Source organism: Microbacterium shaanxiense (genome assembly GCF_054779995.1).
This window is the reverse complement of the sequence record NZ_BAAGXE010000007.1, coordinates 64,059-86,388: the sequence shown is the minus strand read 5'-3', so window position 1 is coordinate 86,388 and position 22,330 is coordinate 64,059. Positions and strand designations below refer to the sequence as shown.

Sequence of the window (22,330 nt, the reverse complement as noted above, 5' to 3'; positions counted from 1 at the left end):
CACAACGCCGAACCGGCGCTCACATAGACAACGGAACTGAACCCAGGGCGGTTCATGGAACACGTGGTGATCCGTGGAGGTTGGAACCGTCATGCTGCACACCACCGACATAGACGTCGTCGTGTTCGATGTACTGGGCACGCTCGTCGACGAGCCGACGGGGTTGCGTTCGGCCGTCCATAAGACGATGCCCGACGCTGACGCTGAGCAGGTGCGATCTCTGACCGAGCGCTGGCAACGCTTCGTCGCTGATCAGCAGCATGAGATCGCGATCGGCACCCGAGCCTACGTCGACTCGGAGGTGCTCGACGCAGAAGCTGCGCGGAACGCTCTCGACGCAGCCGCCGACATGCGGATTGCAACAGCATCCGACGCCATCACTCACCTCGCCACCGCGAGCCGACGCCTCCCGCCCTGGCCCGATTCCGCCGCCGAGCTCGACCGCATCGCGAACCGTCTCCCCGTCCTGGCACTGTCGAATGCCGCACCGACGACCCTTCTCCACCTCGCGGCCCGCACCGGGATGCGCTGGCACCACGCCGTCACCGCCCACGACGTCGCCGCATACAAGCCGTCACCATCGCTCTACCGGCGTGCGGTGCACGTCTCGGGCCGCCCACCAGAGCGGATCCTCATGGTCGCCGCGCACGCCTGGGATCTGCGCGCGGCGCAGGATGCCGGCATGCGCACGTGCTACGTCGATCGTCCGGTCGGCGACCCGCCGACGGCATCCGATCGCTTCGACCTGACCGTCGCCGGACTGAACGAACTCCTCCTCGACCTCGGGTAAAGTTCCCGATGAACACACATGTGCTCCGGGGTCGGTGAAATTCCGAACCGGCGGTCAAAGTCCGCGACCCGCAGTTCTTCGGAGCTTCGGTTGAACCGGTGGAACTCCGGTACCGACAGTCAAAGTCTGGATGGGAGAAGCACAGCGTGAGCCATGCGCGGCGACGCGCGCGGCAGAGCGCCCAGCATCCTCCTCGGCAGCATCGATGCCGAACGGAGAACGATGGAAATCCTGCGCTGGCTGGTCGACGCATTCAACTCGCAGTGGATGCTGCCCGGCGGGCAGAGCCTGCTCATCCGCGAAGTCGTCGGCAACGTCTTCGGCCTCGCCAGCGCGCTCGGCGGCATGCGTCGCAAGATCTGGGCGTGGCCGGTCGGCATCATCGGCAACCTGCTGCTGCTGACAGTTTTCCTCGGCTCCATCCTCAACCCCGCCCACTCCCTCCCGAACCTTCTCGGCCAAGCAGGGCGCCAGATCATGTTCATCGCGGTCGCGATCTACGGCTGGATCCGCTGGCGCCAGGCATCCGCAGACGGCGGCAAGCTGACCCCTCGCTGGGCGCCGAGAAGTGCACGCATCTCACTCGTGCTCGTCATGGTCGTCGGCACGATCGCCCTCACTCCCCTGTTCCGCCTGCTCGGCTCATGGGAACCGGTGTGGGCCGACGCCTGGACTTTCGTCGGTTCCCTGCTCGCGACGTACGGCATGGCGAAGGGCTGGACCGAGTTCTGGCTGATCTGGATCGCCGTCGACGTCGTCGGCGTTCCGCTGCTCTTCAGCTCCGGCTACTACGCGACCGGGTTCATGTACGTCTTCTACGGCGTCTTCACCGCCGTCGGCTTCGTCGTCTGGTGGCGTGCCCACGCGAACGCCAAGCCGACGATCGAAACGATCCTGCCGGATCCACGGGTGGTGAAGACCGGCGAGAATGGAGAGTGATGTTCGACAGCCCGCTCTCCGCCTCGGCCTACGAGGTGCTCGGCGTCGACCCCACCGCCACCGCTGACGAGATCAAGCGCGCGTTCCGCCTGCGCCTGCGTGAGACGCATCCGGATGCCGGCGGCGATGCCGCGGCGTTCATCCAGGTGCAGCGGGCATGGGAACTGATCGGCACCGTCGACGCACGCGCCTCCTACGACCGCGGCCACGGCTTCACCGAGGAAGAAGTGACCTGGAACGGCTGGCAGGCACCGCCCGCCCGCACCGACACCCGCCCGAAGGCGCGCTCCTACGGCCACCCCGGCGGGTGGCATCGGGAGCGCTACCTGTCGCTGATCCGCGAGTGGGCCGGCCACGGCGTCGACGTGCCAGACCCCTACGACCCCGCACTCGTGCGCTCGGCACCGCATGAGCTGCGGCGCATGCTCGCTGACGCCCTCGCCGAAGAGGAGACCGCGCGCACCGTCTCAGAACTCGGCATGGGCTTCACCGTCTGGCACGACGTCGCGACGGGCCAGCGCGCCGACGACAAGCTCGATCACGTCATCCTCAGCCCGTCCGGCCTCTACGGCGTGCTGTCGGAGGACTTCGGCGAGACCGTGCGCTTCCGCCGCGGCGAGATCATCGGCCCCGCCGTCGACGGCGCCGCTCCCATCGCCGCGCTCCTCGCACGCATGCGCGTGATCGCCCGCGCGGCCCGCGTGCGTTTCGGCGGCGCGATCGTCGTGCTCCCCGACGACGACCTCGAGCAGGCGATCACCCCGCTCGGCAAGGTGCGCGGCGTCCCGGTGGTCGTCGTGCGCCGCAGCGCCCTGCACACCGTGCTGCGTCAGGGCGTGCCCGGCGCGCGCGACATCGGCGGCAACGAGCTGTTCGATGTGCGCACGCGCCTGCAGCACACCGTGCGATTCGTCTGAACGCCGGCACCGGCGCTCAGCAGAAGGTGCCTGCGGCCTCCCACGCGGCGGGCACTTCGGCCTGACCTTCCCGCGTCACGGCCGCCTCGATGAGCCCGTATGAGCGGTCGGACGCGAAGAACACCTCGTTCGGGTTGTCGAGACCGTACGGGTCGAGATCGACCACGAAGTGATGCTTGTTGGGCATCGAGAAGCGGATCTCCGCGATCTCGGGATGCGCCTCGAGCACCGCACGGCCCATGTCGAACAGCGTCGCCTGCAGCGCCGCCGAGTACCGACGCGTGAACTCCTCCAGCAGGATGCGCTTCACATCCGCGTAGATCCCGTTGAAGTCCAGCTCCCTGGATCCGGCATCCGGCGCATAGCGCCACCGCGCCGAGACGTCGGTCGCGAGGATGCGGTCGGTGGTCTCCTTGAGCGACGTGTAGCGGTCCTTCGGATATCCGACGAACCCGGACTGGGTGGTCTTGAGCACCGTCAGCCCCTTGAGCCCTGCGAGGATGTGCCGCTCGTCGCCGTCTGCGACGACGGCGGCGGTGCGCGTCTCCTGGCCGGTGCGCACGAACGAGTGGTCGTGCCCCTCGCCGTCGACCTGGATCCGGTCCCACGCGTAGCTCTCGGCGAGCCAGCGACCGCCCTCGACCCAGTCGAACGAGTTCGTGAAGTGGTCGGAGAGCCGCAGCAGGAACGCCTCGGGCGATCCGATGCCCTCCCGCGCGAAGCAGAACACGGTGTTCTTCTGGGTGTCGGTCGCGACGACGTGACCGTTGTCGCCGTCGAGGTGCGCGGCCTGGAAGTCGCCGCGCAACTGCGACGTGACATTGAGGTCCTCGATCGAGTGCCGGTCGCCGTCTCTGGTGACCTTGACGACGCGGACCTCGGCCTTGCCGTACTGATTGGGGCCGAGGATGATGCCGCCGTTGGGCGCCTCGGTCTCGGTCTGGGTGCGGGTCATGATGTCGGTCATCGTTCTAACTTCCTCGGTAGGTCGAATATGCGAAGGGGCTCAGCAGCAGCGGCACGTGATAGTGACGCCGCTCGTCGTCGACGACGAACGTGAGCACGGCTTCGGGGTAGAAGGTGGGGGTGTCGGTGCGGGCGAAGTACCCGCCGGTGTCGAAGTGGAGCCGGTAGGTGCCGGCGGGCACGGCTTCCGGTCCGAGCTGCTTCGCCCGGCCGTCGGCATCCGTGACGCCCTCGGCGATCAGCATCCACTCGCCGTCCCTGAGAGCGGAGAGCACCACCGTGATGCCCGGCGCCGGCAGCCCCTGGACGGCATCGAGCACGTGGGTCGTGATGTGCGAGACAGCAGTCATGCGGTGATGGTTCCTCTCAGTCGGAGCAGCGCGATCTCCCGCAGCTGCCCGGCGATGATCCGCTCTTCCGAGGCAGGATCGTGCTGCAGGCGTTCTCGCAGACTCGACAGGATCTCGCCCGCCGATCGCCCGGCCGCGCGGATCAGGAAGACCCGGCCGAAGCGTTCCTCGTACGCGAGGTTGCCGTCGCGAAGCGCCTGCTGCACGTCGGCATCGGACGGGTCGACCCCAGACTGCTCGGAGCGCGACATCGTCGCCTCCCTGCTGTCCCCTCCCGCACGTTCACCGATCCGAGGATGGTGGGCGAGAGCCGAATCGATCTCCTCGGTCGTGAACGGATCGGCGGCCTGCGCCGCCTCCGCCACGAGGGAGTCGACCGAATCGAACGGACGGCGATCGACGATGTCTTCACACCATCGCGTCACATCGATGCACGGCCGGAGCGCGGTGACAGCGTCGCCCCGCTCCGCCAGATTGAATTGCTCAAGCAACATCGCTTGATCTCTTTCTCTTGCGTGCTGGCATCCACGGCGTAAGGAATACAAGAGAGTTTCTCTCGTATCGTGGAACTGTTATTTCAGCATACGACAATCATAATCATGAGCCACGGCGGGGACAACCCCCGAGGCCCAGTTCAGCGGGTCATTTCAGCAGTTCGTCCCTGAGACGGGCGACGTGGCCCTCAGGGTTCACGTTGTACTCGACCGACGAGACGACGCCTTCGGAATCGACCACCACGGTGGTGCGGATCAGGCCGTCGAACGTTCGTCCGTTGACGGTCTTCTGCCCCCAGGCGCCCCATTCCTTCGCGACAGCGGAATCCTCGTCGGACAGCAGCGGGAAGCTCAGCTGCTCGGCATCCGCGAACTCGCGGAGCCTCGACACCGGATCGGGCGAGATACCGAGAACCTCGTAACCGGCGCCCTGGAACGATCCGAGGTTGTCGCGGAAATCACATGCCTCGGTCGTGCAGCCAGGTGTGAACGCGGCCGGGTAGAAGTACACGATCACGGGCGTGCCGCGCAGCTCGGACAGTGCGCGCCGGCCTCCGGATGCGTCGGTGAGCGTGAAGTCCGGAGCCTTCTGGCCGACCTCGAGCTCTTCAGATGAGTTGATCATGCGGGTTCTCCATTCTCGACAAGTTCAGCGGAACGACGGGCATCGCTTCCTCGGCGCAGCAGTCGGCCACGGGGCGCGTCACTCGCGACGGGCGCTCCGGCGAGGTAGGTGGTTCGCACGATACCCGTGAGCTGCTGCCCGTCATAGGGGGTGATCGGATGCCGATGAGCGAGGCGTCTCGCGTCGACGGTGAACGTCTCCTTCGGGGCGAAGACGGCGAAGTCCGCCGCACCGCCCTCGAAGATGCGGCCCTTGTCGACCAGACCGACTCTGGCCGCTGGTTTCTCGGCCATGAGGGACACGACGTGCTCGAGCGAGAAGCCGCGCTCACGCGCATGCGTCCACACGAGCGAGAGCCCCAACTGCAGCGAAGCGATGCCGCCCCACGCCAGCGAGAAGTCGCCGTCGCCCGCGAACTTCATCTCGGGCGTGGACGGCGAATGATCCGAGACGATGAAGTCGATCGTCCCCTCAGCCAGCCCCCGCCACAGCTCGTCGCGGTTCCCGTCCTCGCGGATGGGAGGGCAGCACTTGAACGCCGTGCTCCCCTCCGGGATATCCTCGGCGGCCAGCGTCAGGTAGTGCGGGCACGTCTCGACCGTGAGATCGACCCCGTCGGCACGCGCCGCGGCGATGCGGCCGAGCGAATCACCGTTCGACAGATGCAGGACATGCGCGCGCACGCCGGTGTCGGCCGCGCCCTGGATCACCTCGGCGATCGCCGCATCCTCCGCTGAACGCGGGCGCGAGGCGAGGAACGGGGCGTACTCGCGGCTGCCCGGCTGCACGGACTCCTCGATGATGTGCGCATCCTCGGCGTGCACGACCAGCAGCGAATCCAGGCCGGCGAGCACATCCATCGCCTCGCGCATCTCGGTCACAGAGACATCGGGGAACTCGTCCACGCCGGAGGGCAGCAGGAAGCACTTGAACCCGTACACACCCGCGTCGTGCAGCGGTACGAGTTCGTCGATGTTGCCGGGGATCACCCCGCCCCAGAATCCGACGTCGACGAAGACGCGCCCCTCGGCCACGGCGCGCTTCTTATCGAGCGCAGCGACCGAGACGGTGGGAGGGATGCTGTTGAGCGGCATGTCCACGATGGTCGTGACCCCACCGGCTGCGGCCGCCCTCGTGGCGGATTCGAAACCCTCCCACTCGGTACGACCGGGCTCGTTGACGTGCACGTGCGTGTCGACCAGGCCGGGCAGGAGCACCTCGTCGGCCGCGAGTTCGACGATCGTGTCGGCGACGAGACCGGTTCCGGCGGCAACGATCTCGGCGACGCGACCGTCCTGCACACCGATCTCGGATGCGACGAAGGCACCGTCGATCAGGGCGCGCCCGCGGAGCACGAGGTCGTAGCGCTGCGCCGGGGCAGGCGAGCTGGGGCCGACCGCGTCGACGATGTCGCGCACCAGGCGCTCGGCGAGCTCTTCGAGCAACGGCCCGGCCTCGGCCATGCTGCGCTCGGCGTCGGGTTCCAGTTCGGACAGCGCCACGGCTCCGGCGAACCCGGCGTCGGCGATCGCCTCGGCCGACAGCGTCGTCCGTCCGCACACCGCGTACACCGGCACCCCGGCGGCGGCCGCAGCGCGAGCGACGCCCACCGGGGTCTTGCCCATCAGGCTCTGCTCGTCGAGGCTGCCCTCTCCGGTGATCACGGCATCCGCGCCTTGCAGGTGCTCGGCGAGACCGGTCTCCTCGAGCACCACGTCGACCCCCGGGCGCCTGGTCGCACCGAGCGCGATCGCGGCGAAGCCGACGCCTCCCGCCGCGCCCGCGCCCTGTCGCGACGATGCGTCGGCGGCCGGGACAGGGAGCCCGCCCGCGGCATCCAGCACGTCGACCAACCGCGTGAGCCCGGCCTCGAGCGTCGCGACGTCGGCGGCAGTCGCGCCCTTCTGCGGCCCGAACACCTCCGCGGCGCCGGTGGGTCCGGTGAGCGGATTGCCCACGTCGCTCGCCAGGACGATCTCGGCATGTGTCAGACGGGCATCCAGTGCGCTGAGGTCCACGGATGCGAGATGCACCAGAGCACCACCGCCCGGCGGCAGTTCTCCACCCGCCTCATCCAGGAACCGCGCGCCGAGCGCCTGCAGCAGACCGGCGCCACCGTCGGTGCAGGCGCTGCCGCCGATCCCGAGTACGACGCGACAGCATCCGGCATCCAGAGCCGCCCGGATGAGCTGACCAGTGCCGAGACTCGTCGCCCCGAGTGCGTCCTTGCGTCCTTCCGGCAGCAGGTCGAGGCCGGAGGCGCGCGCCATCTCGACGACCGCCTCTTCACCGCGCACCGCGAACTCCGCCTCGATCCGCACCCCGGTGGGCCCGGTGACCAGAGCAGTTCGGGACGAGAATCCTGCGGCGAGCACGGCATCCAGAGTGCCTTCGCCGCCGTCGGCGACGGGAACGGTCACGACCTCGATCATCGGGTCGACGCGCCGCGCTCCCGAGGCGACCTTTTCAGCCACCTCGGGAGCCGTCAGCGACCCTTTGAACTTGTCGGGGGCGATGACCAGACGCATCTCAGACCTTCGCGAGCGAACGGATAGCGGTCGGAGCATCCTCGGGCGTCACGGCGAGCTCGCCGAACTCGTTGACGTTGTCGAGTTCGGTGCCCATCGGGATGTTCGTCACGCGCTCGAGGATCGCTTCGACCACGACGGGAACCCGGTACTGATCGATGAGCAACTGCGCCTCGGCGAATGCCGCGGCGAGGTCTTCGGGGCGCTCGACGCGGATCGCGCGGCATCCGAGTCCCTCTGCGACCTTGACATGGTCCACACCATAGCCGTTCGCCGTGCTGCCCTCCACGTGCGGGGAGTTGATGTTCTCGAACGCCAGCGACACCTCGAAGTCCATCTCGAAGCCGCGCTGGGCCTGGCGGATCAGACCGAGATAGCTGTTGTTCACGACGACGTGGATGTACGGCAGCTTGTGCTGCGCGCCCACCGCGAGCTCCTCGATCATGAACTGGAAGTCGTAGTCGCCCGACAGCGCGACCACGGTCTCGCCGGGCTTGCCGCGCACGACGCCGAGGGCGGCGGGCCCCGTCCACCCGAGCGGCCCTGCCTGCGCGGCGTTGATCCACTTGCGCGGTCCGAACACATGCAGCAGCTGCGCTCCGGCGATCTGCGACAGCCCGATCGTCGTGACGTAGGTGGTGTCCTTGCCGAAGGCGCGGTTCATCTCCTCGTACACGCGCTGCGGTTTCATCGGCACGTCGTCGTAGTGCGTCTTGCGCTGCAGCGTCGCCCTGCGTTCGCGGTTCTCGTCAGCCCAGGCGGAGTAATCCGGCAGCGTGCCCGACATGCTGCGCTCGCGTGCGACCTCGAGGAACGCGTCGAGGGCGGCACCGGCATCCGACACGATCCCGAGGTCCGGCGCGAAGACGCGGCCGATCTGCGTCGGCTCGATGTCGACGTGCACGAACGTGCGTCCCTCGGTGTACTTGTCGACGCTGCCGGTGTGGCGGTTCGCCCACCGGTTGCCGATGCCGAGCACGAAGTCCGACGCCAGCAGCGTCGCGTTGCCGTAGCGGTGCGAGGTCTGAAGACCCGCCATCCCGGCGTTCAACTCGTGGTCGTCGGGGATGGTTCCCCAACCCATCAGGGTCGGGATGACCGGGATGCCGAGCACCTCTGCGAACTCGACGAGCTGAGCCGAGGCACCGGCGTTGATGATCCCGCCGCCTGCCACGATGACCGGACGCGCACTCGCGGTGAGCATGTCGATCGCCTTCTCGGCCTGGCGGCGCGAGGTGACGGGCTTGGCGATCGGCAGCGGCTCGTAGGCGTCGATGTCGAACTCGATCTCGGTCTGCTGCACGTCGATGGGCAGGTCGATGAGCACCGGACCCGGCCGGCCCTCGCGCATCAGCTGGAACGCCTTCTGGAAGGCACCGGGAACCTGCGCGCCCTCCATCACGGTCATCGCCATCTTCGTGAGCGGCTTCGCGATGGTCTCGATGTCGACCGCCTGGAAGTCCTCCTTGTGCAGCTTCGCCACCGGCGCCTGGCCGGTGATGCAGAGGATCGGCAGCGAATCGGCCCAGGCCGCATACAACCCGGTGATCATGTCGGTTCCGGCAGGGCCGGAGGTGCCGATGCAGATTCCGATGTTGCCGTCGGCGGCGCGGGTGTAGCCGTCGGCCATGTGGGCTGCGCCCTCGACGTGGCGGGCGAGGGTGTGCCGGATGCCGCCGTTGGCGCGCATCGCGGAATAGAAGGGGTTGATGGCGGCCCCTGGCAGGCCGAACGCCTCGATGGCGCCCTCCTTCACCAGGATGGCCACGGCGGCATCTGCCGCGCGCATGCGGGTCATGACTTGTCCTTAGAAGTGGTGTCAGGCGCGACCGGCGAAGGCCGCGGTCAGCTTGAACAGTCCGGAGTGATCGAGGCCGGCGTCGCCCTGCTGCACGGCGGAGCCGACGAGCTGGGCCACGTGGGCGCCGAGCGGAATGGTGATGCCTGCCTGTCGTGCGGCGGCGGTGATGATGCCCATGTCCTTGTTGTGGAGGGCGAGGCGGAAGCCGGGCGCGAAGTCGCGATCGAGCATCTTCTGGCCCTTCTGGTCGAGCACCTTGGATCCGGCGAGTCCGCCGCCGAGCACCTTGAGCGCGGCATCCGTGTCGACGCCGAAGGCCTCGAGGAAGATGATCGCCTCGGCCAGCGCCTGGATGTTCACGGCGACGATCAGCTGGTTGGCCGCCTTGACTGTCTGCCCGGCGCCTGCGGGACCGACGTGCACGATGGTCTTGCCGACCGACTCGAGCACCTTCAGGGCGTCGGCGAAGTCCTCTTCGGTGCCGCCGACCATGATCGACAGCACGGCGTCGATCGCACCCTGCTCGCCACCCGAGACGGGGGCGTCGACGGCGCGGAGGCCGGCGGCGATCGCCTCGTCGGCGAGCTCCTTGGCGACGTCGGGGCGGATGCTGGATGCGTCGATCCACAGCGCCCCCTTCTCGGCGTGCGCGAAGATGCCCTCGTCGCCACGGACGGCGGCGGCGACATCAGGGGAATCCGGGACCATCGTGATGATGACGTCGGCGCCCTTCACTGCGTCGGCGATACCGCTCGCGCCCTGGCCGCCCGCGGCGACGAGTTCGTCGATGCGGTCCTGGCTGAGGTTGTAGCCGGTGACGGAATGCCCGGCGGCGAGGAGGTTCTTCGCCATGGGAAGACCCATGATGCCGAGGCCGATGACTGCGATGTTGCTCATGATCATTCCTTCGTGTGATGCGGCGTCGATGCCGCAGAAGCGGGTGTGTTCAGTGCGCCTGGGCGGCGGATTCGGTCGCCCAGGCGAAGGCGGTCTCGATGGGCGCCTTGTACTCGAGCCCGATGTAGCCGGAGTAGCCGAGCTCGCGACTGCGTGCGATCCAGGTGTCGATGGGCAGGGACCCCGTTCCGGGGGCGCCGCGGCCGGGCGCATCCGCGATCTGGATGTGACCGAACGATGCGGCGTGCTCTTCGATGACCTGGGGCACATCGTCGCCGTTCACGGCGAGGTGGTAGAAGTCGGCGAGCAGGGCGAGGTTGCGTGCACCGGTCGAGGTGCGCACGTGGTCGATGACGTCCAGCGCATCAGCCGCGGTGCGCAGCGGGTAGCGCTCCGCACCGCTGACCGGCTCGACGAGCACGGTGCCGCCGATGTCAGCGACGGCGTCTGCTGCTGCCGCGAGGTTCTCGATCGCCACGGCGTCCTGCGCGGCGGGATCGACACCGTCAATGCGGTTGCCGTACAGCGCGTTGAAGCCCTTGGTGCCGAGTTCGCGGCCGATGCCGACCACGACGGCCAGGTTGTCGCGGAACTCCTTGCCGCGTGCGGGCCAGGAGACCAGCCCGCGGTCGCCGTTGGGCATGTCGCCGGCGTTGAAGTTGAGGCCGGTCAGCTGCACGCCGGCATCACGGATGGCGGCGATGAACGCGTCGACCTCGTGGTCGAGCGGAACGGAGGTGGAGAACGGCCACCAGAACTCGACCGCGTCGAATCCGGCGGCCTTCGCTGCGGCGGGGCGCCTGAGCAGCGGGAGCTCGGTGAGAAGGATCGAGCAGTTCACCGTGTACGTCATTTCGACTCCTTCGTCGTTTCTGTTGGTTCGTTGGTTTCCGTATTATGGAAGATAACTTCTGCTAGATGAAAGTCTAGGATGAGTCGGGCGAGGTGTCAACGGTGGGATCCTTCAGGCGGGGGTGATTGCGCGGATGGCGCGCCCCGAGTGCATTTGCCGGAACACTTTCGCGGGTTCGTGGCGTCTCGAACCCGCGAAAACCTTCTGATACCACCACGGGCGGGATGCAGAAGACTCTTCCTGCACGCGGTGAACAGAGGCGGAGGTTGCTCACATCCTCGGAGAACTCGGGATACCGCGTCGCGCAGCTCCGTCAATATCGACGGATGCCACACCGGGTCAGACTCCCCCGCCGACTGGGCGACAGGTTCTCAGTGCGCACTGCAGAAGCCGTCGGCCTCCGCCCCGGCCGATACAGCACTCCCGATCTGCACCGGCCGCTCAACGGCATCCGCTCGGTCGAGGCGCCGACGACGTTCCATGGCTTCGTCGCCTGTTACGTGCCACGGCTGAAGCCGGCCCAACGATTCGGGGGGATGACGGCAGCCCGCGACTGGGGCCTGCCGATGCCGACGAAATGGACCTCGAAGGAACCGCTCGACATCTTCGTACCATGGTCAGGAGCTCCGCCGAAGACACCGGGAGTCCGTGGTCGGCGCATGCGCCAGGACCGCGCTGAGACCCGCATCCTCCGCGGACACCCTGTCATCGATCCAGTCGCCGCGCTCTTCACCTGCGCTGCGACCCTGACCGTGACGCAGGCGGTCGTCGTGCTCGACGCACTGCTGACGACGGCATCCAACTATCCCGAACTCGGGCCGGGGAGGCCGCTCAGCACGCGCTCCGAGATCAGCCGTCGGCTCGAGGAATGGGAGAGGTTCCGCGGGCGCGCGACGATCCGCGCCGCCCTGCCGCTCGCACGCGAGAGGGTCGAGTCGCCGAAGGAGACCGAGACCCGATTGCTGCTCATCGACAGCGGTCTGCCCGAACCGGTCGTGCAGCACGAGGTGTGGGCCGACGGACAGTTCCTCGGACGCACCGACCTCGCGTATCCGGAGTGGAAGATCGCCTTCGAGTACGAGGGAGACGGCCACCGCACGGTCAAGGAGCAATGGCGCAAGGACATCCAACGGCAGCGATACCTCGAACGGGAGGGCTGGATCGTCATCCGCCTCACCCAGGCCGACCTCGACAAGCCGGAGATGCTCATCGCCGGCATCCGCCGTGCGATCGCTCTACGCCAGGGATGAGCACGCAATCAGCGGGCTGCCGGAAGGAAATCACGGGCCATCACGATGCTGAACCCGGGAAATGCTTCCGAGATCCACGCCGGTGCGGTCGCCCGGCGCGGCGTCACCCCCAGGGGCGCGGATCCGCACCGCGGGTCAGCATGACCTGGCGATTGACGTCCTTGTACAACAGGTAGCGGAACGGCCCTGGTCCGCCGGCGTAACAGGCCTGCGGGCAGAAGGCGCGCAGCCACATGAAGTCGCCGGCCTCGACCTCGACCCAGTCGTCATTGAGCCGGTAGACGGCCTTGCCCTCGAGCACGAAGAGGCCGTGCTCCATGACGTGCGTCTCGGCGAACGGGATCGATCCTCCGGGCTGGAACGTCACGATGTTGACGTGCATGTCGTGCGACAGATCATCGGGATCGGCGAAGCGGGTCGTGGCCCATGCCCCGTCGGTGTCGGGCATCTCGCGCGGCGCGACGTCCTGATCCCGCGTCACGAACGACGTCGGCAGATCGATGCCCTCCGCGCGCTCGTAGGCCTTGCGGATCCAGTGGAACGACGTCAGCTCCGCACCCTCGTTGGCCAGCGACCACTTCTCCCCCGGCGCGAGGAAGGCATAGCCCCCCTCGGCGAGGACATGCTGCGCGCCCGCGAGTGTCAGAGTCAGCTCGCCTGCGGTCACGAAGACGACGCCCTCGACGCCCGCCTCCGGCTCAGGGCGGGACGCCCCTCCGCCCGGCTGGATCTCGACGATCAGCTGCGAGAACGTCGTGGCGAATCCGGCGATCGGACGCGCGATGATCCACGAGCGCGTCTTCGTGAAACCCGGCAGGTTGCTCGTGACGATGTCGCGGAAGACGCCCTTGGGGATGACCGTGTACGCCTCTTTGACGATGGCACGGTCCGTGAGCAGCGTCGTCTGGTCCGGCAGGCCGCCGGCCGGTGTGTAGTAGCTCATGATTCTCCTTCGAATTCTGGGGGGCGTCAGGCGTCCGCGAGCGCGTGCTCTGAGAGCCTGGGATGAGCGAGCGCGGTGAGCGCATCGACTCGGATGCCGATGTCCGCAGCCACCTCGTCGGCGTCGATGGCTCCGCACTGCACTCCGCGGAGCACGAACCACGCCAGCGCCCGCGCCGTGGCCGGCTCGTCCATGACGGCGCCCTCCTCGTGCGCGAGGTACGTGCGCAGCCGCGCCGCGGCATCGGCATAGCCGTGCCGGTAGAAGGCATAGGTCGCGAGATAGCGCGTCGCCAGCTGATGCGGGTGCAGATCCCAGCCCTGGTAGTAGCCGCGTTCGAGCGAACGCCGCACGAGTCGCGCATGCAGCGCCCACGCCTCGGCCGCGCGCTCGCCCACCGGGAGGATGTTGGTCGAGCCGTCGGAGAGGCGGATGCCGGTACCGGCGACCGCGAGCTGCATGATCTCCTTCGCGAGATCGGCGACCGGATGCTCCATCGACTGGTACCCCGCCGCGATCCCGAGTGAGGCGCTGTAGTCGTAGGTGCCGTAGTGCAGGCCGGAGATGCGACCAGGAGCGACCACCGGCAGCTGTGCGAGCGGCGAGCGCCCGTCGGCGCCGAGCACGAGCTGCGGCGTCTCGACCTGCACCTCGAAGCGCAGGCGACCGGCATCCAGTCCGTGCACGCGCTCGAGCGCCTGTACCGCCATGACCATCGCTTCGACCTGCGCGGTCGTCGTCACCTTCGGCAGCGTGAGCACGAGTCCGTCGGGCAGCCCACCGGCATCGAGCAGTCCCCCGATGAACAGGTCGAGGGTGCGGAGGCCGCGAGCGCGCGTCGGCTTCTCGAAGCACTTGAAGCGGATGCCGATGAAGGGCGAAGCCGATCCGGATGCCACGGCATCCGACACCTTCGACACCGCGTCCGCGACATCCGCGTCCTCGACGTCGCCGCGGTCGCCGTAACCGTCCTCGAAGTCGAGCCGCAGATCCTCGATCGGCTCCGTGGCGAGCTTGCGCGCCACGCGACCGGCGACTTCGCCGATGAGGCCGGGCTCGATTCCGACCTGCGCGGCGAGGCTCTCCATCCCGCCGGCCGCCTCGACGGCGGCGAGCGCCTGCGCACCCCAATGCGCGGCGAGGTCAGGCGTGAACCGGTCCGCCGGGACGTAGACCGTGTGCACGGGCTGACGCGCGCCGCTGTCGCCGGGGTAGACGGTCTCGAGAAGCTCGTCGGTCGAGGCAAGGTGCTGATCGATCCTCGACAGGTCGGCGTCGCTGATGCCGCTGCTCATGCGTCCACCCTTGCCGCGGCATCCGTGAGCAACTCGTATGCCGGCAGGGTCAGGAAGTCGACGTACTCGTCATCGAGGCAGATCTGCGAGATCAGGCGGGCCGCAGGCTGGTAGAACCGCTCGAAGTCCTCGTCGCCCACCGTGGCCGCGAGCTTCGCGACCTCTTCGGCCAGCACACGCTCGACGAATTCGGCCGTCACCTGCGCTCCGGTGTCGGCGAGCACGGTGCCGTTGCGCAGCTGCTGCCAGATCTGCGAACGCGAGATCTCTGCGGTCGCGGCATCCTCCATGAGGTTGTTGATCGCGACGGCGCCGTTGCCGGAGAGCCACACCGCGGTGTACGTGACGGCCACGGCGAGGTTGGTGCGCAGGCCCGCTTCGGTCGCGCTTCCGGATGCCGATGCGACGTCGAGCAGTTCGTCAGCGGTCACAGCCACCTCCGGCCGCTGTCGGTCGAGCTGGTTCGGACGCTCGCCGAGCACGGCGTCGAACACCTCCCGGCAGATCGGGACGAGGTCGGGATGCGCGACCCATGAGCCGTCGAAGCCGTCGCCGGCCTCACGGGTCTTGTCGGCGCGGACCTTGTCGAAGGCGGCCTTCGTCGCCTCCACGTCGTTGCGGTTCGGCACGAATGCCGCCATCCCGCCCATCGCGACGGCACCGCGCCGGTGGCAGGTCTTCACGAGCAGTTCGGTGTAGGCGCGCATGAAGGGCGCGGTCATCGCGACATCCGCGCGATCGGGCAGGGCGAAGGCCTCGCCCTGATCGCGGAACACCTTGATCAGGCTGAACAGGTAGTCCCAGCGTCCGGCATTGAGACCCGAGGCGTGCTCGCGCAGCTCGTAGAGGATCTCATCCATCTCGAAGGCCGCGGGGATCGTCTCGATCAGCACCGTGGCGCGGATCGTCCCCTGGGGGATGCCGAGAGCATCCTGAGCATGCACGAACACATCGTTCCACAGACGCGCTTCGCGGTGGCTCTCGAGTTTGGGCAGGTAGTAGTACGGGCCGTGCCCGTTGGCGATGAGCTGGCGGGCGGTGTGGAAGAAGTGCAGCCCGAAGTCGACGAGCGACGCGCTCGCACGTTCGCCGTCGATCAGTACATGGCTCTCCGAGAGGTGCCACCCGCGAGGGCGGGCGACGACGGTGGGGCGGTGCACATCCGTGCGCAAGGCGTACGGTTTGCCTGCGGGGGATGTGTAGGCGAGCGTGCCACGGGCGGCGTCGCGGAGGTTCCGCACGCCCTCGACGACGTTCTCCCAGGTCGGGCTCGAGGCGTCTTCCAGGTCGGCCAGCCAGACGCGCGCCTCGGAGTTCAGGGCGTTGATCGCCATCTTCGCGGGAGAGGCGGGGCCGGTGATCTCGACGCGGCGGTCCTGCAGGGCGGCCGGTGCGGGAGCGACCTGCCAGTCCCCTTCACGGATGTGCGCGGTCTCGGGGAGGAAGTCGAGCCGCCCGGTGCGCGCGACCTGCTCACGACGGAGCTGGCGTGCCAGCAGCAGCTCCCGCCGTCTGTTGTCGAATTCACGGTGCAGGTCTTCCACGAAACGGAGGGCCTCGGCGCTGAGGATGTCGTCCGCCGCGTCGATGCGGGGCTGACGTGCGATCTGGATGGTCATGCGACCCCTTCTGTCATGTGGATAATAACCTCCACAATACGGAAGTTTCAAGAGCGCGAGCGATTCGTGGATGGGATAGCCTGATCGGGAAGTTGTTTCCACCATGTGGATAAGTGTCGGCCCGCCCCGTGGCCGAGAGCGCACAGACGAGAGGTTGAGCAGTGGCCGCAGCAGCATCCGACGGAGTGAAGTCCGTCACCCGGGTCTTCGATCTGCTCGAGCTCATCGCCGACGCCGGCGGCGATGTGACGCTCAGTGAGCTGTCGGCATCCGCCGAACTGCCGCTGCCCACGATCCATCGCCTGCTGCGCACCCTCGTCTCACTCGGGTACGCCCGACAGCTCGCGAATCGGCGCTACGCGCTCGGCCCGCGGCTCGTGCGTCTCGGCGAGGCCGCGAACCGCAAGTTCGGTCGGATCGCGATGCCGCAGCTCAAGGACCTCGTCGAGCGCCTGGGCGAGACGTCCAACCTCGCCACGATCGACGGTGACCGCGTGATCTACGTGTCGCAGGCGCCGTCTCCGCACGCGATGCGCATGTTCACCGAGGTGGGCCGCCGCTCCTACCTGCACTCGACGGGCGTCGGCAAGGCGATCCTCGCGCAGATGAGCGATGACGCCGTCCGCGACATCGTCTCCCGCACCGGACTGCCGCGCGACACCGAGCACTCGCTCGGGACGATCGACGCGCTACTGGCCGATCTCGCCCTGACCCGTGAGCGCGGCTACGCGATCGACGACGGGGAGCAGGAGATCGGCGTGCGCTGCTACGCCATGGCGGTTCCCGACATGCCCACCCTCACCGCGGTCTCGGTCTCCGGTCCGGTCGCCCGCGTCGACGAGGGCTTCGCCGAGCGTGCCATCCCCGTGCTGCGCGAGGTCGTCGGAGAGATCTCCGCGCTCTCCAGCGCGTCCTGACGGATCGGCCCTTCACCCGAACTGACCCACTGCGCCGGGCTCAGGCCGCGGGCGCCGCCGTGGAGGCTCGCACGATCAGCTGCGAGCCGAGCGTGATGTCGTCTATCGCCGTTCCGACGATCGCCTGCAGCAGCAGGTCGACCGCGAGGGCGCCGCTTCGGGCGATCGGCATCCGCACGGTGGTGAGCCCCGGCGTGACCGCGCCTGCGAGATCGATGTCGTCGATGCCGACGATGCTGATGTCGGCGGGGCACTTCTTGCCCAGTTCCAGCAGTCCCGATTCGAGGCCGAGAGCGACGAGATCGTTGTAGGCGACGACGGCGGTCGCACCGCTCGCCGCGGCCGGCGCCGCAGCGGCGCGGCCGCCCTGGATCGACGCCGCCTGATGGTTGAGCGGGGTGAGGCGGATGCCGTGGCGCTCGCACGCCCGTGCGATCGTGTCCGCCCGGCGGATGTCGGCCCACGATCCACGGGGACCGGCCGCATAGGCGATGTGCGTGTGGCCGAGCGCGGCGAGATGCTCGATCGCCTGCGCCGGACCGTGCTCGGCATCCATCAGCACGCAGGGGGCACCGTCGATCTGGCGGTTCACGACGACGTACGGGGTGTCGCCGACCAGCGCGAGCACCTCGGCGTCGGGCAGACGCGGAGAGCACAGCAGCATGCCGTCGAGCCGACGGGCCTGCTCGATCTGCTCGCGCTCCCTGCGCAGGTCCTCGTCGGCGTCGAACAGCACGATGCGATGGCGTCCGTGCCAGGCCTGACCCTGGATCGCCTTGAGCAGGGTGGCGTACACGGGATTGGAGACATCGGGCACGACGACCCCGAAGGTACGGGTGGCCGTGGCCGACTGCGGCGTCTCGTAACCCAGGTCGCTCGCCGCTTGGAGCACGCGCCCCAGCGTGTTCGGCGCCAGACGGTCGGGCTCGCCGAAGGCACGGGAGGCGGTCGCGATGGACACGCCTGCATGCCGTGCCACGTCAGTCAGCGTCGCTGCCATCTCGATCTCCCACCCTCGCGACAATCCTACGATCCTCGATCGCGATGCAAATCGGCTTGACGTGTTTGTACAACTCATACATACTAGTTGCACGACGATCACCGCCGATCACCCTCACCGGTGCGCGGCCCAAGCGAAGGAGCCACCGCGTGAGCCTCGAAGCCCCGGTCCTGAGCCGTGCCACACCGGCCACGGCAGCACCGCTGGTCGCCCCCACCGGCTCGGGCATCCTGCACCTCGGCCTCGGCAGCTTCCACCGGGCGCACCAGGCCGTCTACACCGCCGCAGCGCTCCAGTCCGCAGGCGGCGATTGGGGAATCGTCGGCGTCGCCTCGCGTTCCCGCTCGATCGTCGACGCCCTGCACGCCCAGGATCTTCTCTACTCGGTCGCAACCATCGCCCCCGGCAGCACGACGCTGACCATCCCGGGCGTGCACACCGACGCCTTCGTCGGCGCCGAGCAGCCCGAGCGCGTCGTCGCCCAGATCGCCGACCCCGGCATCCGGATCGTGACACTGACCGTCACCGAGAACGGCTACAGCTACTCCCCCGCGACGCAGCACCTCGACCTCGACGACGACACCGTGAGATCCGACCTGCGGGGCGGCGCCGCCCGCTCGACGATCGGTCAGCTCGCCCGCGGCCTCCAGGCCCGCGCCGCGGCCGGCGGCGAGCCGATCTCGATCCTCAGCTGCGACAACCTCGCATCCAACGGCACCCATACCGAAAAGCTCGTCCGCGAGTTCCTGCACGAGCTCCCCGGGTCCGACGGGGCAGAGGCGCTCGCGTTCCTCGACCGCGGGGTGTCGTTCCCCTCGAGCATGGTCGACCGCATCGTGCCGGCGACCACCGCGGAGCTTCGCACCAGGGTGACCACCCTGCTCGGCGCTCGCGACGACATCCCCGTGCCGGCCGAGCCGTTCACGATGTGGGCGATCGAAGACCGCTTCGCCGGTGGTCGCCCGGCATGGGAGGCCGGCGGCGCCGTGTTCACCGACGAGGTCGGACGCTACGAGCAGATGAAGGTGCGGCTCCTCAATGGCACGCACTCCCTCATCGCCTACCTCGGCGCGCTGAGCGATGTCGCAACGATCCCCGAGGCAATCGGACTCGACGGCATCGAACGCGCCGCCCGCGCCGTGCTGCGCGACGAGTACGAGCCCTCGATCGAGGTGCCATCGGGACTCGACATCCGCGCGTACGAGAGCGAGCTCTTCGACCGCTGGGCCAACAGTGCCCTCGGCCACCGCACCAGCCAGGTCGGAACCGACGGCTCGGTGAAGCTGCGCCAGCGCATCCCCGAGCCGGCTCTGCGCGCGCTGCGTGCGGGCGAGATGCCGCACCTGATCGCACTGACCGTCGCCGGGTACCTGTCGTGCATCGCGCCGCTGCCCGGCTTCGATCCCGGACGTCACGCCGCCGCCATGACCGACGGCGCCCGCGGGCGCCTGGCCGGATACGCGGCGCGTGCCAGGGACGGTCGCGAGCTGGCACAGCGCGTGATCGGCGAACTCCAGTTGTTCGGTGATGGACTCGGATCCCAGGATGCGTTCATCGAGCGCGTCGGCGACCTGATCGACATCGTCCAGCGGCGCGGCGTCGACGCCGCGATCGCCGATGCCACCTCGGCATCCGAGACCACCACGAAGGAGATGCAGCCATGAAGGCTCTCGCCATCCACGGCAAGGAAGACATCCGCTGGGAGGACCGCGAGGTTCCGACCCCGGGCGACGGCGAGGTGCGCCTGCGCGTGAACTACGTGGGCATCTGCGGCTCCGACCTGCATTACTACTTCCACGGCGCCAACGGCGAGTACACGATCCGCGAGCCCCTGACCCCTGGACACGAGCTCTCCGGCGTCGTCGACCTCGACCCGTCCGGTCGCCTGGCGCCCGGCACCCCTGTGACGGTGCACCCCGCGCGATACGGCGCCCCCGTACCTGGCCTCGAGGAGCATCCGCATCTGCGTCCGGGCGGCGACTACTTCGGCAGCGCCGCCGCGGACCCGCACCGTCAGGGCGGAGCAGCCGAGCTGCTCATCGTCGAGGACCACATGGTCCGCGTGCTCCCCGCCGCGCTGCCGCTCGAGCGCGCCGCCCTCGCCGAGCCTCTCGCCGTCGCGATCCACGCCGTGCGCCTCGCCGGCGACATCCGCGGCGCGCGCGTGCTCGTGATCGGCGCCGGCCCCATCGGCCTGCTCGTCGTCGCGGCCGCTGTGCACGCGGGGGCCGCCGTCGTCGGGGCCAGTGACGTGCGCCCCGAACCGCTCGAGCGCGCGCAGTCGCTCGGCGCGTCCGAGTTCGCCCTCGTCGGCCGCGACACGATCGACAGCGAATCGTACGACGTGGTCTTCGAGTGCTCCGGCGTCGGCGCCGCCCTCACCCAGGCCGTCAGCGCCGCCCGCCGCGCGGGATGCATCGTGCAGGTCGGGATGCTGCCGAACGCCGCGATCGGCGTGAACCTGGCTCCCCTGCTCGCGAAGGAGCTCACGATCCGCGGAGCCTTCCGCTTCTCCAGCGAGATCGACGACGCGGTCGCGCTGCTGGCCGAGTCCGCCGCACTCGATCCCGTCATCTCGCACGTGCTCCCGGCATCCGATGCCGTCACGGCGTTCGAGCTCGCCCGCGACTCGTCCGCCTCGGCCAAGGTCCTCCTGGCCCTCTAGCTCGTCACCTCCACCCGGCGGCCCCGCCGCACCGACACACCCCATCCTGTTTCCCGGTCCGAAGGAGTACCTCCCATGTCAGAACCGCAGACGACGGCTCAGGCTGTCGATCCCGCCGCGAAGAGGTCGGTGCGCGACCTCGTCCGCGCCGCCATCTCCGGATGGCTGGGCACCGCCCTCGAGTTCATGGACTACCAGCTCTATTCTCTGGCCGCGGCGCTCGTCTTCGCCGATCTCTTCTTCTCCTCGGAGAACCCCGCGATCGCCGTCGTCGCCGCGATGGCCACGTACGGTGTCGGTTACGTCGCACGTCCGGTCGGCGCGTTCTTCTTCGCCCGGCTCGGCGACAAGACCGGTCGCACGAAGGTGCTGTTCTACACGATCCTCCTGATGGGACTCGCGACCACCCTCATCGGCTTCCTGCCGACCTACTCGCAGGTGGGCATCCTCGCGCCGATCCTTCTCGTGCTGCTGCGCATCGCGCAGGGCTTCGGCGCCGGAGCGGAGATCTCCGGTGCCGGCGTCATGCTCGCCGAGTACGCGCCGGCCAAGCGCCGTGGCATCATCGCCTCCCTGGTCGCCCTCGGCACGAACTGCGGCACGCTGCTCGCCTCGGGCATCTGGGCCATCCTGCTCTTCGCGTACAGCGAGGACGAGGTCATCGCATGGGCGTGGCGCATCCCCTTCATCGCCAGCGCCGTCATCATGCTGTTCGCGATCTGGGTCCGCTTCAACCTCAAGGAGACCCCGGTCTTCGAGGAGCGCGACGACGTCGTCGATGGCAAGGCGCTCTCGCGCGACGAGGCCGTGAAGCTCGCCACCGAGACCAACGACATCCGCACGCTCGAGGCCATGCAGCGCAAGCCGTGGAAGGCGTTCTCGATCGCGCTGCTGCTGCGCTTCGGTCAGGCCGGCAACTCGGGCATGATCCAGACGTACCTCATCAGCTACATCACCGTGGTGCTTCTGCTGGACCGCTCGATCGGCGTGAACGCCGTGATCGTCTCGTCGCTGGTCGCCTTCATCACCGTGCCGCTGTCCGGTTGGCTCGGCGACCGCTTCGGCCGCAAGCGGATGTACATGATCTGGTCGATCATCGCGCTCATCGTCATCATCCCGACGATGCTCATGATCAGCAGCAAGGACACCACGCAGGTCTTCATCGGCTACGTCGTGCTGCACAACCTCGCCGTGATGAGCTTCGCCTCGCTCGAGAACCTGACGCTGCCCGAGCTGTTCGGCTCCCGCAACCGCTACACCTTCACGGCCATGGCGCGTGAGATCGCCGCCATCGTCGCGACCGGCGCGGGCCCCGTCATCGCCGCCGCCTGGGTCTCGGCCGTCACGGGCTCGTTCATCCCGATCATCATCATGCTCATGGTCTTCACGCTGTGCGCACTGTTCGCCTCGATCTGGATGCCGGAGGTCGCCGGCCGCGATCTGACGGACCCGCGCGACGCGATCTGAACGAACCGCTCACC

20 protein-coding genes, 1 pseudogene and 1 riboswitch are annotated in these 22,330 nt (G+C 68.4%); of the genes and pseudogenes, 8 read left to right on the top strand and 13 right to left on the bottom strand.

Features of this window, described 5'->3' with window-relative positions; genetic code table 11:
* The first annotated feature begins 91 nt into the window (after nt 1–91).
* The 3 genes from ACYVG2_RS18645 (at nt 92) to ACYVG2_RS18635 (ending at nt 2,646) form a co-directional block, all read left to right on the top strand.
* Nucleotides 92–790 (top strand): haloacid dehalogenase type II, encoded by a 699-nt coding sequence (locus ACYVG2_RS18645; RefSeq protein ID WP_460782351.1) that lies wholly within the window; start codon nt 92–94, stop codon nt 788–790.
* Between the two features lie 17 nt (nt 791–807).
* Nucleotides 808–936: riboswitch (FMN riboswitch) on the top strand.
* Nucleotides 937–1,012: 76 nt separating this feature from the next.
* Nucleotides 1,013–1,729, top strand: a complete 717-nt coding sequence (gene pnuC, locus ACYVG2_RS18640) for a nicotinamide riboside transporter PnuC (protein WP_234001022.1) — start codon at nt 1,013–1,015, stop codon at nt 1,727–1,729.
* A complete protein-coding gene (locus ACYVG2_RS18635) occupies nt 1,729–2,646 on the top strand; it encodes a J domain-containing protein (protein WP_460782354.1) in 918 nt (305 codons plus the stop codon). The genes pnuC and ACYVG2_RS18635 overlap by 1 nt, the downstream gene beginning before the upstream one ends.
* Nucleotides 2,647–2,662: 16 nt before the next feature.
* On the opposite strand, the gene pucL is transcribed toward ACYVG2_RS18635, so the two are convergent.
* The 9 genes and pseudogenes from pucL to ACYVG2_RS18590 all read right to left on the bottom strand — a co-directional run bounded on the left by pucL (nt 2,663) and on the right by ACYVG2_RS18590 (nt 11,160).
* Nucleotides 2,663–3,613, bottom strand: a complete 951-nt coding sequence (pucL, locus tag ACYVG2_RS18630; RefSeq protein WP_460782350.1) for a factor-independent urate hydroxylase — start codon at nt 3,611–3,613, stop codon at nt 2,663–2,665.
* A gap of 4 nt (nt 3,614–3,617) precedes the next feature.
* A complete protein-coding gene (gene uraH, locus ACYVG2_RS18625; protein ID WP_460782349.1) occupies nt 3,618–3,962 on the bottom strand; it encodes a hydroxyisourate hydrolase in 345 nt (114 codons plus the stop codon).
* Entirely contained in the window at nt 3,959–4,456 is a 498-nt protein-coding gene (gene uraD, locus ACYVG2_RS18620) for a 2-oxo-4-hydroxy-4-carboxy-5-ureidoimidazoline decarboxylase (protein ID WP_460782348.1), read from the bottom strand. The genes uraH and uraD overlap by 4 nt, the downstream gene beginning before the upstream one ends.
* Before the next feature lie 148 nt (nt 4,457–4,604).
* Complete coding sequence (gene bcp, locus ACYVG2_RS18615; protein WP_460782347.1) at nt 4,605–5,081, bottom strand: thioredoxin-dependent thiol peroxidase; 477 nt, start codon at nt 5,079–5,081, stop codon at nt 4,605–4,607.
* Nucleotides 5,078–6,436 carry an allantoinase AllB gene (gene allB / locus ACYVG2_RS18610; RefSeq protein WP_460782353.1) on the bottom strand — a complete coding sequence of 453 codons (1,359 nt, stop codon included), beginning with the start codon at nt 6,434–6,436 and terminating at the stop codon, nt 5,078–5,080. Before allB ends, bcp begins: the two co-directional genes overlap by 4 nt.
* A 63-nt stretch (nt 6,437–6,499) precedes the next feature.
* Nucleotides 6,500–7,609 (bottom strand): annotated as a pseudogene (locus tag ACYVG2_RS18605) (glycerate kinase); the annotation flags it as partial.
* 1 nt (nt 7,610) lies between these two features.
* Nucleotides 7,611–9,407: a glyoxylate carboligase gene (gene gcl / locus ACYVG2_RS18600; protein ID WP_460782346.1), complete on the bottom strand. Its 1,797-nt coding sequence runs from the start codon at nt 9,405–9,407 to the stop codon at nt 7,611–7,613.
* 21 nt (nt 9,408–9,428) lie between these two features.
* Nucleotides 9,429–10,307, bottom strand: a complete 879-nt coding sequence (locus ACYVG2_RS18595) for a 2-hydroxy-3-oxopropionate reductase (RefSeq protein WP_460782345.1) — start codon at nt 10,305–10,307, stop codon at nt 9,429–9,431.
* Nucleotides 10,308–10,356: 49 nt separating this feature from the next.
* Entirely contained in the window at nt 10,357–11,160 is an 804-nt protein-coding gene (locus tag ACYVG2_RS18590) for a hydroxypyruvate isomerase family protein (protein ID WP_460782344.1), read from the bottom strand.
* 374 nt (nt 11,161–11,534) lie between these two features.
* Between ACYVG2_RS18590 and ACYVG2_RS18585 the strand changes: the two genes are divergently transcribed.
* Nucleotides 11,535–12,410: an endonuclease domain-containing protein gene (locus tag ACYVG2_RS18585; protein WP_460782343.1), complete on the top strand. Its 876-nt coding sequence runs from the start codon at nt 11,535–11,537 to the stop codon at nt 12,408–12,410.
* 103 nt (nt 12,411–12,513) lie between these two features.
* On the opposite strand, the gene ACYVG2_RS18580 is transcribed toward ACYVG2_RS18585, so the two are convergent.
* From ACYVG2_RS18580 to aceB, 3 genes are read right to left on the bottom strand one after another with little or no spacing between them, the layout of a single operon-like run.
* Nucleotides 12,514–13,356, bottom strand: a complete 843-nt coding sequence (locus tag ACYVG2_RS18580; RefSeq protein ID WP_460782352.1) for a bifunctional allantoicase/(S)-ureidoglycine aminohydrolase — start codon at nt 13,354–13,356, stop codon at nt 12,514–12,516.
* Between the two features lie 23 nt (nt 13,357–13,379).
* Nucleotides 13,380–14,648, bottom strand: a complete 1,269-nt coding sequence (locus ACYVG2_RS18575; RefSeq protein WP_460782342.1) for a DUF6986 family protein — start codon at nt 14,646–14,648, stop codon at nt 13,380–13,382.
* Nucleotides 14,645–16,267, bottom strand: a complete 1,623-nt coding sequence (gene aceB / locus ACYVG2_RS18570) for a malate synthase A (protein ID WP_460782341.1) — start codon at nt 16,265–16,267, stop codon at nt 14,645–14,647. Before aceB ends, ACYVG2_RS18575 begins: the two co-directional genes overlap by 4 nt.
* Before the next feature lie 161 nt (nt 16,268–16,428).
* Between aceB and ACYVG2_RS18565 the strand changes: the two genes are divergently transcribed.
* The gene (locus ACYVG2_RS18565) at nt 16,429–17,184 is read left to right on the top strand and encodes an IclR family transcriptional regulator (protein ID WP_460782340.1); all 756 of its coding nucleotides are present in this window, start codon (nt 16,429–16,431) and stop codon (nt 17,182–17,184) included.
* 40 nt (nt 17,185–17,224) lie between these two features.
* Here the strand turns inward: ACYVG2_RS18565 and ACYVG2_RS18560 are convergent, their stop codons facing one another.
* A complete protein-coding gene (locus tag ACYVG2_RS18560; RefSeq protein ID WP_460782339.1) occupies nt 17,225–18,184 on the bottom strand; it encodes a LacI family DNA-binding transcriptional regulator in 960 nt (319 codons plus the stop codon).
* A gap of 149 nt (nt 18,185–18,333) precedes the next feature.
* Here ACYVG2_RS18560 and ACYVG2_RS18555 point away from each other — a divergent pair, with 149 nt between their 5' ends.
* From ACYVG2_RS18555 to ACYVG2_RS18545, 3 genes are all read left to right on the top strand, one after another.
* On the top strand, nt 18,334–19,848 hold the full coding sequence (locus ACYVG2_RS18555; protein WP_460782338.1) for a mannitol dehydrogenase family protein: 1,515 nt from the start codon (nt 18,334–18,336) through the stop codon (nt 19,846–19,848).
* The gene (locus ACYVG2_RS18550) at nt 19,845–20,849 is read left to right on the top strand and encodes a zinc-binding dehydrogenase (protein ID WP_460782337.1); all 1,005 of its coding nucleotides are present in this window, start codon (nt 19,845–19,847) and stop codon (nt 20,847–20,849) included. Before ACYVG2_RS18555 ends, ACYVG2_RS18550 begins: the two co-directional genes overlap by 4 nt.
* 75 nt (nt 20,850–20,924) lie before the next feature.
* Nucleotides 20,925–22,316, top strand: coding sequence for an MFS transporter (locus ACYVG2_RS18545; protein WP_460782336.1), 1,392 nt, complete (start codon nt 20,925–20,927; stop codon nt 22,314–22,316).
* The last annotated feature ends 14 nt before the right edge of the window (nt 22,317–22,330 follow it).